General features: G+C 74.2%; 10 protein-coding genes. 7 read left to right on the top strand and 3 right to left on the bottom strand.

The window, feature by feature from the left end; translation table 11 throughout:
* Nucleotides 1-20: 20 nt before the first annotated feature.
* Genes HZS54_RS21100 through HZS54_RS21090 form a run of 3 tightly spaced genes read right to left on the bottom strand, consistent with a single transcriptional unit; the run spans nt 21 to nt 1,415 of the window.
* A complete protein-coding gene (locus tag HZS54_RS21100; protein ID WP_179919080.1) occupies nt 21-377 on the bottom strand; it encodes a hypothetical protein in 357 nt (118 codons plus the stop codon).
* Nucleotides 378-414: 37 nt separating this feature from the next.
* Nucleotides 415-864: a hypothetical protein gene (locus tag HZS54_RS21095; protein ID WP_179919079.1), complete on the bottom strand. Its 450-nt coding sequence runs from the start codon at nt 862-864 to the stop codon at nt 415-417.
* On the bottom strand, nt 864-1,415 hold the full coding sequence (locus HZS54_RS21090; RefSeq protein WP_179919078.1) for a hypothetical protein: 552 nt from the start codon (nt 1,413-1,415) through the stop codon (nt 864-866). Before HZS54_RS21090 ends, HZS54_RS21095 begins: the two co-directional genes overlap by 1 nt.
* Nucleotides 1,416-1,606: 191 nt before the next feature.
* Here HZS54_RS21090 and HZS54_RS21085 point away from each other — a divergent pair, with 191 nt between their 5' ends.
* The 7 genes from HZS54_RS21085 to HZS54_RS21055 all read left to right on the top strand — a co-directional run bounded on the left by HZS54_RS21085 (nt 1,607) and on the right by HZS54_RS21055 (nt 12,570).
* Nucleotides 1,607-3,835 carry a DUF4129 domain-containing protein gene (locus HZS54_RS21085; protein WP_179919077.1) on the top strand — a complete coding sequence of 743 codons (2,229 nt, stop codon included), beginning with the start codon at nt 1,607-1,609 and terminating at the stop codon, nt 3,833-3,835.
* Entirely contained in the window at nt 3,832-4,728 is an 897-nt protein-coding gene (locus tag HZS54_RS21080) for a DUF7269 family protein (RefSeq protein ID WP_179919076.1), read from the top strand. The genes HZS54_RS21085 and HZS54_RS21080 overlap by 4 nt, the downstream gene beginning before the upstream one ends.
* Nucleotides 4,721-6,025, top strand: a complete 1,305-nt coding sequence (locus HZS54_RS21075; protein WP_179919075.1) for a DUF7507 domain-containing protein — start codon at nt 4,721-4,723, stop codon at nt 6,023-6,025. The genes HZS54_RS21080 and HZS54_RS21075 overlap by 8 nt, the downstream gene beginning before the upstream one ends.
* Nucleotides 6,025-7,446, top strand: a complete 1,422-nt coding sequence (locus tag HZS54_RS21070) for a DUF7519 family protein (RefSeq protein WP_179919074.1) — start codon at nt 6,025-6,027, stop codon at nt 7,444-7,446. Before HZS54_RS21075 ends, HZS54_RS21070 begins: the two co-directional genes overlap by 1 nt.
* A 56-nt stretch (nt 7,447-7,502) precedes the next feature.
* A complete protein-coding gene (locus tag HZS54_RS21065) occupies nt 7,503-8,699 on the top strand; it encodes an AAA family ATPase (RefSeq protein ID WP_179919073.1) in 1,197 nt (398 codons plus the stop codon).
* A gap of 39 nt (nt 8,700-8,738) precedes the next feature.
* Complete coding sequence (locus HZS54_RS21060) at nt 8,739-11,483, top strand: AAA domain-containing protein (protein WP_179919072.1); 2,745 nt, start codon at nt 8,739-8,741, stop codon at nt 11,481-11,483.
* 238 nt (nt 11,484-11,721) lie between these two features.
* A complete protein-coding gene (locus HZS54_RS21055) occupies nt 11,722-12,570 on the top strand; it encodes a phosphatase PAP2 family protein (protein ID WP_179919071.1) in 849 nt (282 codons plus the stop codon).
* Nucleotides 12,571-12,577 lie beyond the last annotated feature (7 nt).

The raw sequence follows: 12,577 nt of genomic DNA, 5'->3' as shown, positions 1-12,577 counted from the left end.
TTGCACCGAGCACCGACCCGTCAGCGCCGCCCGTAGTCACCGGAACGCCGCGACTCGTCACCGTGTCCCGACCCGTCTCCGCCCCCCGAACCGTCCGGCTCGGTGTCGTCCGAGCCGTCGCCGCCGTCGGTGAAGGGGTTCTCGCGGTCGAGGCGCTCGCGCTGGCGGTCGGCCGGCGCGGGGCCGGTCGGGACGACGTACTTCGCGAGGGGGTAGCCGACGAGCAGTCCGAGGGCGACCGCACCGGCCGTCTGGACCGCCGTCGTCTCGATCTGCAGCGTGATCAACCCCGCCGAGAGGCCCACCAGCAGCGTCGCCCCGTAGACGACCCGGCGGTTGAACGCCGAGCGCTCCTCCGCGGAGATGGGATCGACCATCAGTGCTCGCCCTCCGAACGCGGCGTCGTCCGGTCCATCAGAGATCCCTCGCGGTACTGACGTGCATCGCGACGAACTGCCAGCGGTCGCCGCGCCCGTCCGTCGCCGTCCCGCCGCCGTCGCCCCCGTCGTCGACCGGCGACTCGGGCTCCTCGTCGGGCTCCGCGCGCAGTTCGAGCGTGCCGGTCCAGCGGGTGTCGAACTCGTAGCGGATGCGCCGCTCGGTGTCGGTCCACGCCAGCGAGACGCGGTCGCCGAACCAGGCGTGGCCCTCCCGCTCGGTGACCCGCAGGTCGCGGCTCCCGACGCTCCAGTCGGTCGTCCGCTCGGTCTGGTCGGCCAATCCGTCGGCGACGCTCTCGCCGCCGACGAGCCGCTCGGAGATGCCGACCTTGACCGCGCCGTCGACCGGGGCGAAGAAGGGCGCCAGCGGCTCCCCTTCGCGGAGCGCGTCGTAGTAGGCCCGGACCCGGTCGACGGCGGCCATCACTGGAACCCTCTGTCGACGTTCTCGTCGATCAGGTCGTCCAGCTCGGAGTCGAGCAGCTGTTCGGCCTCCTCGAAGGTGTCCGCCAGGTCCTCGACCCGGTCGGGCCGACCGTACTGGTCGTACTCCATCGGGCCGTAGGCCGGCGAGTCCAGCGTGTCCATCACGTCCTCGAACAGCGCGTCGGGCGTCGTCGGCGCGTCGGCGTGGGCCTGCACCACCTCTTCGAGTTCGGTGGCCGCGTCCTCGGCCGCCGACTCGTCCTCCATCGGCTGCTGGACGCCGAACATCCCGCCGTCGCCCGGCTCCTCGGGGAACAGCGGGTCGAGGTCGTCGTCGATCCTGCGTGCGACTTCGGCGCCGACCCCCTGGACCTCGTAGGGGTTCTTCGCGTAGGTCTTGACCTGGAACACCCCCACCGCGGGGTGCCCGAAGTACAGGTCCTCCCCGATACCGCCCGCGCGGTCGCCGCCGGCCGCGCGCCAGCCGCCGGGGTCGGCGTCGCTCTCCACGACGTCTTCCAGGATGTCCTGCCAGTCGCGCACGCGCATGTCGGTCGCGGGTAGGCGTCCCCCGTGAATGAAGGCATCGGTCCCGGCCATCCCCCCGCCCGGCGGTCCCGCGACGCCGCGGCGACTCCCGCGACCGGACGATTGATTATCCACCCCACCTGACAGGAGTACGACTACCCGGCGACCGCGGCGACGGCCGCGCCGCGGTGCCGGACGAGGGGGCCACGACCGTGTCAGAGACCGAACCGACGGGCGAGACGAGCCGGGAAGCCGCGGGTGTCGACCGCCGGCAGGCCGCGCTCGTCGCGCTCTGTCTGCTCGGGCTCGTCGTCGCCGCGTTCGTCGCCCCGATCGCGCCCGACGCCGGCGGGCTCGGACCGGGGAGCGGTTCGGGCAGCGGCGACGGGGCGAGCGGCCAGGGGAGTAGCGGGTCCGGCGACGGCGAGTCCGGGTCGGGCGGCAGCGGCGGCGAATCCGGGGAACGAGGCGGCGACGGTGCCGGAGGTGGGGGCGCGGGCGGCGACGACGGGTCCGGCGGCGACGGCGGAGGCGGCGTCATCGCCGAGGACGGCAGGCCGATCCCGGTGCCCGACGACGACGCGCCGCCGACCGAACGCGGCTGCGGCGTCGTCGTCGAGAACGAACCGGTTCCGGGCGGAATCGTTCGGATCAGCGTGTACGACGACCTGGAGCCCGCCGAGGCGGTCCCGGTCTGGTTCGGCGACCGCTTCGTCGGCCGGACCGACGCGACCGGCGGCGTCAGCGGCCGCGCGCCGTACACCCGGGACCTGAACGTCACGGTGCAGGTGCCCGGCGAGGACTGCGAGTTCTTCCGGCGGCCGTACGACTCCGGTTCCGACGGGAGCGACGCGAACGGCGAGTTGTCGAGCGTCCGCGACGCGTCGCTCGCGGGCGTCGGCCTCGACGCGCTCGCCGGCGGGACTCCCGAGTTCGATGCGCTCGACCGGGAGGCGGCGACCGCGCGATCGCAGGACGGCGAGGAGAACGACACCGCCACCTACGCGGTCCGGGGGTCGGCGAACCTCACGGTCGTCGGCGGCCCCTACCCCGGGACGAACGTGACGCTCCTCGCGGCGGTCGAAGACGTGCCGATGCGCGAGGCGACCGTTAGCGTCGACGGCGAGCGCGTCGGCCGGACGACCGCGAACGGGCGCTACGAACTCGCGGTCCCGACCGACGCGGCGGAGCTGTCGGTGACGGTCGAGCGCGGCGACTTCTCGGGGTCGACGACGGTCGACGTGTGGCTGCTCGACGCCGCGCTCGTCCCCCAGGAGGGACTGCCCGTCCCCGGCGAGCCGGCGCTGGTGACCGCCGCCGCGGGGCCCGAACCGGCTGCCGACGCCCGCGTCACCCTCGGCGGCTCGCGTCTGGGATCGACCGACGGGAACGGGACGGTCGGCTTCGCGCTCCCGGCGGACCCGCGCGGGACGGTGGCGGTCGAGACCGACCGGCAGTCGACGACGGTCCCGCTGTGGACCGCCTACGCGTCGACGATGGTCGCGAGCGCGCTCCTGCTGGTCGCCGGCGTCGTCGGGACCGGCGTCGCCGCGCGCGTCCGCGGCCGGAGCGCCGCCCGGAGCGTCGCGACGTGGTGGGCCGCGGTCGCCGTCCTGTTCGTCGGCCTGGCCGTCGGCGAGGGACTCGGACTGCTCGTCTCGGGCGGCCTCCTCGCCCTCGGCGCCGCGGTCCGCCACCGCCGGAGCGTCGCGTCCGGTAGCCGGACGGTCGCCGAGCGGTCCGGCGGGTTCGTCGCCTGGATCCGCCGAACGGCGCTCGCGGTCGCCGACGGCGTGGCGGCCGGGATCGACGGACTCGGGGCGCTGCTCGGACGGATCGCGAGTCGGGTCGCGGCCCTCCCGCTGTCGGTCCGTGGGCTTGCCGCCCGGCTGTGGGACTGGCTCCGCGCGCTCCCCGGTCGGGTCCGGCGGGCGCTCGCGTCCCGCTTCACCCTCCGCCGCGTCGCGGCCGCGGTCCTCGCCGCCGGAGTGCTCGCTGGCCTCACCTACCGGTTCGGGGCGCTCGGGTTCCTCGGCGGCCTGGTCGGTCTCTGGATCGCCGTCGTCGCCTACCGCCGGTGGACTCGCGCGGAGCCCGATACCGACCAGGGGGCGGACGAGGGCGACCGCTCGGCGGTCGCGACCGGCTCCGAGGAGACGGGGAGCGACGAGAACGACCGAAAGCGGCGCTCGATCCGGGCGCTCTGGCGGCGGTTCGCCAGGCGGGTCCGCCCCCGCAGGTGGCGCCAGTCGACGCCGGGCGAGGTGTCGCGGGCGGCCATCGATCGGGGGCTGCCCGAGCGGCCGGTGCGCGCGCTGACCGACGCCTTCCGCGAGGTCGAGTACGGCGACCGGGCGACCGACGACCGGAGCGAGCGCGCCCGGGAAGCGTTCGACGCCATCGATCGCGAGCGGGAGCGAGCGGAGGGGGAGGAGTCGTGAACCGCTGGCTCGCGGGGCTGGTCGGCGTCGCGGGGACGGTCGCCATCGGCGCGGGACTGCTGCTGGCGGTCGCGCTCACGCCGGTGACGGCCTCGGAGGCCGGCTCCGGCGCGCTGTTCGTCGTCCTGACCGGGCTGGCCGTCGCGGCGGTCAAGCTCTACCGGTCGGGCGCCGACGGGGAGACGGTCGCGCCGCCGCCCTGGGACGAGGGCGGCGCGCTGGTCGACGGGACGCCCGAGGAGACCGCCGACCCGGCGGACGTGACCGGCGACGAACTCGCGGCGCTCGTCGGCGACGCCCGCGAGCGCGCCAGGGACGCCGAGACGGTCGAGGAGGGGTTCGCGGTCGTCCGGCCGCCGCTCCGGGAGGCGCTGACCGGCGTCCTCGTCGCCGGCGGGGCCGACACCGACGACGCGGACGAGCTCCTGGCGACCGGCGCCTGGACCGACGACCGCGTCGCCGCGGCGGTCGTCGACGAGCGCGTCGACCTGCCGCGGGTGTCGCTCCGGGCGCGTCTGCGCGCCTGGCTGTTCCCCGAGCGGGTCGTCCGCCGGGGGACCGCCCGCGCGGTCGCGGCCATCGACGACGCGGCCGAGCGCGAACTCCCGCCCGTGGTCGGGCAGGACGCCCCGCGGACGGTCCCGACCCTCGCGCCCGCGCTCGGGAGCCTCCAGCGGGCCGCCGACGGGACGCTCCAGCGGGCGGGCGCGTCCGGGCAACGACGGGCCGGCGAGGACGGCGATGCGGACGGGGAGAGCGTCGGCGACGCGGACGGAGCGCCGGGTCGGGAGGCCGCGACGGGCGACCCGGACGACGGGGACGAGTCCGGCGCCGACGAGTCGGGCGGCGAGGACCCCGAGGACCTGCTCGGGGAGGTGTGGGACGATGCGTAGGCGTCGGGTCCGCTGGCGCGGGGCGGTCGCGGCGGCGCTCGTCCTCGCGGTCGCGGGCGTCTGGAACCGCAGCGCGACGCTCGTCCTCGGCGCCGCGATCCCGCTGGTGTTCGTCGCCTACGGCACGCTCTCGACGGTCGACTCCCCCGAGGACCTGGCCGTCTCCCGGACCGTCGAGCCGACGCCGGCGCCGCCCGGGCGACCGGTCACGGTCGCGCTCACCGCGACCAACGAGGGCGACCGGACGCTGTCGGACCTGCGGCTCGTCGACGGGGTGCCCGACGACCTGCAGGTCGTCGACGGGTCGCCGCGGGCGGGCGCGACGCTCGACCCCGGCGAGTCCGCTACCGTGGAGTACACCGTCGTCGCCCGTCGCGGCGAGTACGACTTCGAACCACCGCGGGCGCGCCTGCGCTCGGGCGGTGCCGGGATGGTCGCGACCGCCGAACTCCCGCCGTCGGGCGACGAGCGGCTGGTCTGTCGGCTGAACGCCGGCGCGCCGCCGCTGGCCGAGCGCGGCGACGACTTCGTCGGCCGACTCACGGCCGACCGACCGGGCCGGGGCGTGCAGTTCCACTCGACTCGCGAGTACCGCCACGGCGACGCCGCCGACCGCATCGACTGGCGCGGCTACGCCCAGCGGGGCGAACTCGCCACCGTCGAGTACGAGCGGCGCGTCTCGACGACGGTCGCGGTCGTCCTCGACGCCCGCGAGCGCAACCGCGTCGCCGCCGGCCCCGGACGCCCCACGGCCGTCGAGCGGTCGGCCTACGCGGCCGTCCGGACCCTCACGGCGCTCGTGCGAGCCGGTCACGACGTGGGGCTGGCCGTCGTCGGCCGCAACGCCCGGGGGCCGGGCGGGCTGGACTGGACCGAGCCCGGCGCGGGGTCGGACCACCGCTCGCGGCTGACGGCGAGCGTCGAGCGCGCCGTCGAGTACGACGCCGACACGCCGGTCGACGCGACCTACCAGTTCCGGAAAGTCGCGGAGCTGGCGGGGCCGCGAACCCAGCTGCTGCTCGTCTCGCCGCTGCTGGACGGGCTGCCGGTCGAGGCCGTCCAGACGTGGGGCTCGCTCGGGCGGGCGCGGACCGTCGTCTCGCCGGACGTGGTGTCGGCGACGACCGTCGGCGGGCGACTCGACGGCGTCCGGCGGCGGACGCGGCTGGCGCGCTGTCAGTCGACCGGCGCGCGCACCGTCGACTGGCGCCGCGGCACGCCGCTGGCGCTCGCTCTGGAGTACGCCCTGGCGGTCGAGGCCAGGCGCTCGGCGGGCACCGCCGGAGGTGGCGCCTGATGCCGTTCGGTCCGCGCCTCGACCGGCCCTCGGCGGTCGGCGACGAGGGACGGCCCCGCGAGACGAGCCTCGGCCTCGTCGCCGTGACCGTCGTCGGGCTGGCGCTGGCGACCGGGTTCGTCGTCGGCCAGCCCACCTTCCTGACGGGGTTCGGGCTCGTCGCTGGGCTGGCGACCGCCGGCGTCGCGCTGCTCGACAGGGACACGCTCGGCGAGAAGGTGGTCGGGCACCTCCTCTTTCTCCCGGGCGCGACGCTGTTGGGGGTGCTCGTCGCGCTGACGCCCGGGAACCCGTTCCTCGTCGGCGGCTACGCGCTCGCCCTGCTCGGGACGGCGGCCGCCTGGGCAGACGTGGCCGACGACGAGGCGCTGGAGGGCGCGCTCTCGCAGGGCGTCCTCTCGTACGTCTTCGGCCTGTGCTGGCTGTTCGGCGCCGCGATCGCGGCCGCAGCGGGATTCCTCGGCTGGCGGCTCGTCGACGGCGCCGTCGCCGCGGAAGACCCGACGGTCGCCGCCATCGGCTTCCTGCTCGTCGTCGGCGCCGTGCTCGGGGCGGTCCGGCTCTCGCTGGAGGGGCTCCCCGTCGTCCAGTCGACGCCGCGAGCGCGACGCGACGCCGTCCGAGCGCGCCTCGAACGCGGCGAGCGAGCGCTCTCGCTGGCGGCTATCGTCGCGGCCGGCGTCGGGCTCGTCTCGCTGGTCTTCACCGCCACCGACTCGCCCGCGCTGGCGCTCGTACCCGGGGCGACGACGGTCGTCGGAGCGCTCACGTCGGCGTTCGTCGTCGGGCCGCTGCTGGCCGTCGGCGGGATCGCGCTCCTGGCGGCCGGCGTCGCCGCGGCCGCCCGGCAGGTGACCCAGCGCTACGACGAGCGGAAGACGCGGACGGTCGCGGCCGGCGCGGCCGGCGGCGGCTACCTGGTCGTGGTGCTGTTCGGCGTCGTCCCGCAGGCGGCCGGGCTCCTCGTCTTCAGCCCCTTCCTCTTTCTCGCCGGCGTGTTGCTCGCGCCGCTGGCGGTGCTCGTCGCCGTCGGGGTCGCCCTCGTCGCCGTCCGGATCGACCTGTTCCCCGGGCGGGCCGGCGGCCCCGCCCTCGCCGCCGCCGGCCTGGTCCTGGCGGCGGTCGGCGCCGACTCGATGGGCCTGCCCGCGCCGCTCGTGTTCGCCACCGTCGCCGGCGCGCTGGTCGTCTGGGACGCCGGCTCGTTCGGGCTCGGACTCACGGCCGAACTCGGCCACCGACCCGAGACCAGGCGGCTCGAACTGTATCACGGCGTCTTCGCCGTCGGGATCGGGGCGGCCGCCGTCCTCGGCGCGACCGCGCTGTACGCGGTCCGGACGACCACCGGCGGCGGCCACACCCTCGCGATGACCGCGGCCGTCGTCGGGACGCTGCTGCTGGGCGCGCTGTTGCGAGGGTGAGCCGGAGACGGCGGCGGAACGCATAGCTTCTTGTCGGTGGAGTCACAGGCGTCGGTATGACCGACCAGGAGCTGACCGTCGACGAGGCGACCGAGGCCTGTCTCGACGTGGTCGAGCGGGTCGAGGAGGCCGTCGTCGTCGAGCGGTCGGTGCTGTTCGAGACGCTCTCGGCCGTCATCGCGAGGGGACACGTCCTCGTCGAGGACGTGCCGGGCACGGGGAAGACGGTGCTGGCCCGCGTCCTCGCCGAGTCGCTCGGGCTCGGGTTCACGCGCCTGCAGTTCACGCCGGACCTGCTCCCCGCGGACGTGACGGGCTCGAACGTCTACAACGAACACGACCGCGAGTTCGAGTTCGCCGAGGGGCCGGTCTTTACCAACGTCGTCCTGGCCGACGAGATCAACCGCGCGCCGCCCAAGACACAGGCCGCCTTGCTGGAATCGATGGAGGAAGGCCAGGTCAGCGTCGACGGGACCACTCACGACCTCCCGGAGCCGTTCGTCGTCGTCGCGACGCAGAACCCCGTCGAGCAGGAGGGGACCTTCCGCCTCCCCGAGGCCCAGCGGGACCGCTTCGCGGTGAAGACCTCGATGGGGTACCCCGACGTGGACGGCGAGATGGACCTGCTCGACAAGCGGGCCAGCCGCCGGTCGCTGGCGCCGAGCGTCGACCCCGTGGTCGACCCCGACACCGTCCTCGCGCTGCAGGACCTGGCCGAAGACGTGCGCGTCGACGACAAGGTCCGGCGCTACATCATCGACATCGCCCGCGAGACGCGCGAGGACGGCCGCACCGACATCGGCGTCTCGCCGCGGGGCGTCCAGCGCGTGTTCGAGGCCGTGCGGGCGGGCGCCGTGGTCGCCGGCCGCGACTACGCGACGCCCGACGACGTGAAGCGACTCGCCCGGGCGACGATGGCCCACCGGCTCGTGATGACGACCGAGGCGACCGTCGAGGGCGTCGACCCCGAACGAGTGATCTCGGACGCCCTCTCGGCGGTCGACGTGCCCGCCGTCTCGCCCGACGCGCCCGACCCCGGCGGGAGCGCGCCGCGCGGCCGGGACGGCGAGGGCGACGCTCGACCGGTCGACGGGCGCGAGCGAGAGAGCCGGTCCGACGCCGCGCCCGACGAACCTGACCGCCCGCGAGTCGACGGCGGGGACGACGGCCGCGACAGCCGGAGTGACGGCCGCGACCGGTCGGGCGGCGACCGCGGCGACGACGGCGACACGGAACCCGGCGACCCCGTCTAACCGACAGCGTTTTTCCCGCGGCCCGCCCGTGATCGGAGCGTGACTATCCGCGGCGTCGTCGTCGACGTGAGCGACCCGAAGACCGTCTCGACGCAGTACGGCGAGAGCGAACTCGTCGAGGTGAGCCTCCGGCCGGATCGGGGCCGGGGCGAGCCGACGACCGTGACGCTGTGGAACAAGTGGACCGAGACGGCGACGTACCTCGAAGCCGGGATGGAACTCGCCGTCACGAACCCCGAGGAGCGCGAGTACCGCGGCGAGCAGCAGTTTTCGACGACGGGCGACTCGATGGTCGTCGTCGAGCCCGATTTCCTCGTGGACGTGACCGACGTGCGCTCGTGGGTGCAGTGCCCGCGGATGTACTACCTCAACAAGATCGGCGGCACGCCCAACGCCTACCCGGTCGTCAAGGGGACCATCGTCCACGAGGTGTTCGGCGACCTCCTGCGCGGACGGGACCTGGACGAATCGATCGACGAGCGCGTCGAGGAGGCCGGACTCGAACTCGGGATGCTCGGCCGGAGCGCCGACGAGGTCCGCGAGGAGGTGCGCCAGAACGCCTCGGCCATCGAAGGGTGGCTCCAGCAGGGCACCCTGACCGACGGCGACGAGTGGCGCTCGGAGATGACCCTGGTCAGCGAGACCTACGGGCTGAAGGGACGGGCCGACGCCGTCCGCCGCGGGATGCCGGTCGAGCTGAAGACGGGCAAGAACACCAAGCGCGAGCCGCGCTTCCACGACAAGGTGCAGGCGACCTGCTACGCGCTCATCCTCGCCGAGCGCCGCGGGGAACCGCCCGACACGGGTACCCTCCTCTACACCAAGAACGCCGCCGTCGAGCGCAACGAGGAGACCGGCGACCTCTCGCCCGCCAAGGAGTTCTCCATCGGCTCTGGCTTCCTGAAGTTCGTCCTCCGCACCCGGAACGCGCTGGCGGCGATGGAGCACGACGCCGACGTGCCGACCGGCTACGAGGCCGACGCCAAGTGCGAGTACTGCTTCGAGCAGGACACCTGCATGGCCGTCTCGGGTCGGCTCGGCCAGGAGTCCAAGGCCGGGGTGGTCGGCTCGCCGGTTCCGGAGGAAGAACGGGAGTACTTCGACCGCGTCTACGAGTCCATCGAGCGCGAACGGCGGGCCGTCCACCGCGAGTACGCGAAGCTCTGGGAGCAGAGCCCCGAGGAACGGGCCGACGACGACCGCGCGCTGGTGAACCTCGAACCGACCGAGCGGACCGAACTCGACGGCGGCCGCTGGGAGCTGCGCGCCCGCGGGACCGGTGCCGTCTCGAAGATCCGCGAGGGCGACCTCGTCCTCGCGAGCGACGGCGACCCGATCCGTGGCGAGGCCGAACTCGCCCGCGTCGAGCGGCTCGGCGGGGGCGTCGACGACCCGGAATCCGATATCGATGGTCCGGAGGTCGTCGTCACCGCCGACGAGCCGGTCGAACTGCGCCGCCTCGACGTGTACCCCTCGGAACTCTCGACCGACCGGATGCTCACCGCTCTCCACGACGCCGTCCTCACCCAGTCGTCCGCGGAGAAAGACGTGCTGTTCGGCCGACGCGAGCCCGAATTTTCGGCCGTCGAGGAGACGTTCGTCCCGAACAACGACGCCCAGGACGAGGCCGTCGCCCTCGCCGTCGGCTGCGAGGACTGCGCGCTGATCCACGGGCCGCCCGGCACCGGGAAGACGTATACGCTGGCACACATCGTGCAAGCGCTGGTCGAGGACGGCGAGCGCGTCCTGCTCTCGGCGTTCACGAACCGGGCCGTCGACAACGCGCTCGAAGCGCTCGTCGACCAGGGATTCGACGAGTTCGTCCGCGTCGGCACCGAGAGCGGCGTCCGCGAGGACATGCAGGAATACCGGCTGGAGAAGGCCGGCGACCCCGACGAGCGCGTGGCCGAGTTGCGCGAGGCGCGGGTCGTCGCGGCGACGACGGCCACCTGCGGCTCGCGGATCATGCGCGAGCAGGAGTTCGACGCGGCCGTGGTCGACGAGGCCGGCCAGCTCACCGAACCCGGGACGCTGGCGGCGACGAACCTCGCCGAGCGGTTCGTCCTCGTCGGCGACCACCAGCAGCTCCCGCCCGTCGTCCAGGCCGACGAGCCCGAACTCGACGACCTCCCGACGGGCGACGACGGGGACCCTGCACCGGGCGCCGTGCTCTCGCGGTCGCTGTTTCAACGGCTCATCGAGCGGTATCCCGACGCCTCGGTGATGCTCGACCGGCAGTACCGCATGGCCCAGCGCATCCAGGCGTTCGCCTCCCGGGAGTTCTACGGCGGGCAGTTGCGTCCGGCGACGGGCGAGGTGGCCGGCCAGCACCTGCGCCAACTGGACGGGGTCACAGTCGACGCGCTCCCCGGGCACCTCCGCGACCAGGTCGCCTTCGTCGACCCCGACGGCACGGCGAAGGGGAACACCAATCCGACGGAAGCCGAGACGGTCGCCGAGACGGTCGCGGCCTACCGCGAGGCCGGTGTCCCGGCCGACGAGATCGGCGTCATCGCGCCGTTCCGCGCGCAGGTCGCCGAGATCGGCAAGTACGTGCCCGACGCGTTGGCCGTCGACACCGTCGACCGCTTCCAGGGCTCCAGCAAGGAGGTCATCGTCATCTCCTTCGTCGCCACCGGGTCGCTGGACTCCCCCATCTTTGAGGACTACCGCCGCGTCAACGTCGCCCTCACCCGAGCGAAGAAGGCGCTGGTCCTCGTCGGCGACGCCGACGCGCTGGCCACCGACGACACCTACGGTCGCATGGTCGAGTGGGCGCGCTGACCCGCCGACCCAATTTTCTCGGCTAGCGTCATTCTGTCGCCGTATTCCACTTTCGCTCCGTGGCTATCACTTTTGACTAGTGAATCGTCGCTTCACTTTCACCGTGTGGCCAGGTTTTATATCTAGTTCCGTACCGTTTCAGTTTCACTCCGTGGCGAGGATTTATCACTAGCCTCGGCGCTCGTCGCCGGCACCGCCGGAGGGAAGCTATAAGCCGGCGGCGGACTCGGGAGCGGACATGTTCCGGCTGGTCGCGGCGAGCGAGGCGATCCGGGGTGCGGTTCCGGCGGAGCTGGTGCCGGTGTTCGGGCTGCTCACGGTCCTGGGGAGCGCGAAGTTCCTGATGGTCGCGCTGTCGCTGGCGTACTGGAACGACCAGTCCCGGCGGCGCGAGCTGCTGACGGTGGTCGCCGTCGCCTTCGTCGCGGTGTCGGTGACGCTGGCGCTGAAGTACTGGTTCGGACTGCCGCGGCCGCCGGCCGCCGTCCGACGGATCGCGGCCGATCCCAGCCCCGTGGGCTTCCCGAGCGGCCACGCCATCGCGGCGACGACCGTCTACGGCGGGACACTGGTCGCGCTCGACCGCTACCGAGACCCGACGCTCCTGGCGGGGACGGGCGCGCTGGTCGCGCTCGTCGGCCTCTCGCGCGTCGTCATCGGCGTCCACTACCTCGGCGACGTGGTGGCCGGCTTCGCCGTGGGGCTGGTGATGGTGGGCGTCGTCGCCGTCGCCGTCGACTACGGGCCGGCCGCCGTCTTCGGCCTCGCGGTCGTCTGCGCGGTCCCCGCGGTGATCCTGACGACCGAGCCCGGCGACGCGGCGCTCGCGATGGGCGGCAGCGTCGGCGGACTCGCGGGCGCGGCCTGGCGGACGCGGGCCGAACGGTTCCGCTCGCGCGTCGAGCGGGCCGCGGTCACCGTCGGCGGCGTGGCGTTCGTCGGAGCGGCCATCGCGGTCGTCGAGACCGTCGAGCCCCTGCTGGTCCCCGCGGCGGCCGCCAACGCCGCGCTGGCGTTCGGCATCGTCTCGCTCCCGGCGCTCGTCGGACGGTTCGACGGGTTCGGCAGTTCGACGGCCGCCGACTGAGGCCGGA

The sequence above is a fragment of the Halosimplex pelagicum genome (assembly GCF_013415905.1).
Classification (GTDB): Archaea; Halobacteriota; Halobacteria; order Halobacteriales; family Haloarculaceae; genus Halosimplex; species Halosimplex pelagicum.
Note: the sequence above shows the minus strand (reverse complement) of the source record. Positions and strands in the feature narration are given on the sequence as shown.

Coding starts and splice junctions, on each gene's coding strand:
- HZS54_RS21095 (WP_179919079.1), bottom strand. CDS start 864: ATGGCCGCCGTCGACCGGGTCCGGGCCTACTACGACGCGCTCCGCGAA.
- HZS54_RS21065 (WP_179919073.1), top strand. CDS start 7,503: ATGACCGACCAGGAGCTGACCGTCGACGAGGCGACCGAGGCCTGTCTC.
- HZS54_RS21075 (WP_179919075.1), top strand. CDS start 4,721: ATGCGTAGGCGTCGGGTCCGCTGGCGCGGGGCGGTCGCGGCGGCGCTC.
- HZS54_RS21070 (WP_179919074.1), top strand. CDS start 6,025: ATGCCGTTCGGTCCGCGCCTCGACCGGCCCTCGGCGGTCGGCGACGAG.
- HZS54_RS21100 (WP_179919080.1), bottom strand. CDS start 377: ATGGTCGATCCCATCTCCGCGGAGGAGCGCTCGGCGTTCAACCGCCGG.
- HZS54_RS21090 (WP_179919078.1), bottom strand. CDS start 1,415: ATGCGCGTGCGCGACTGGCAGGACATCCTGGAAGACGTCGTGGAGAGC.
- HZS54_RS21055 (WP_179919071.1), top strand. CDS start 11,722: ATGTTCCGGCTGGTCGCGGCGAGCGAGGCGATCCGGGGTGCGGTTCCG.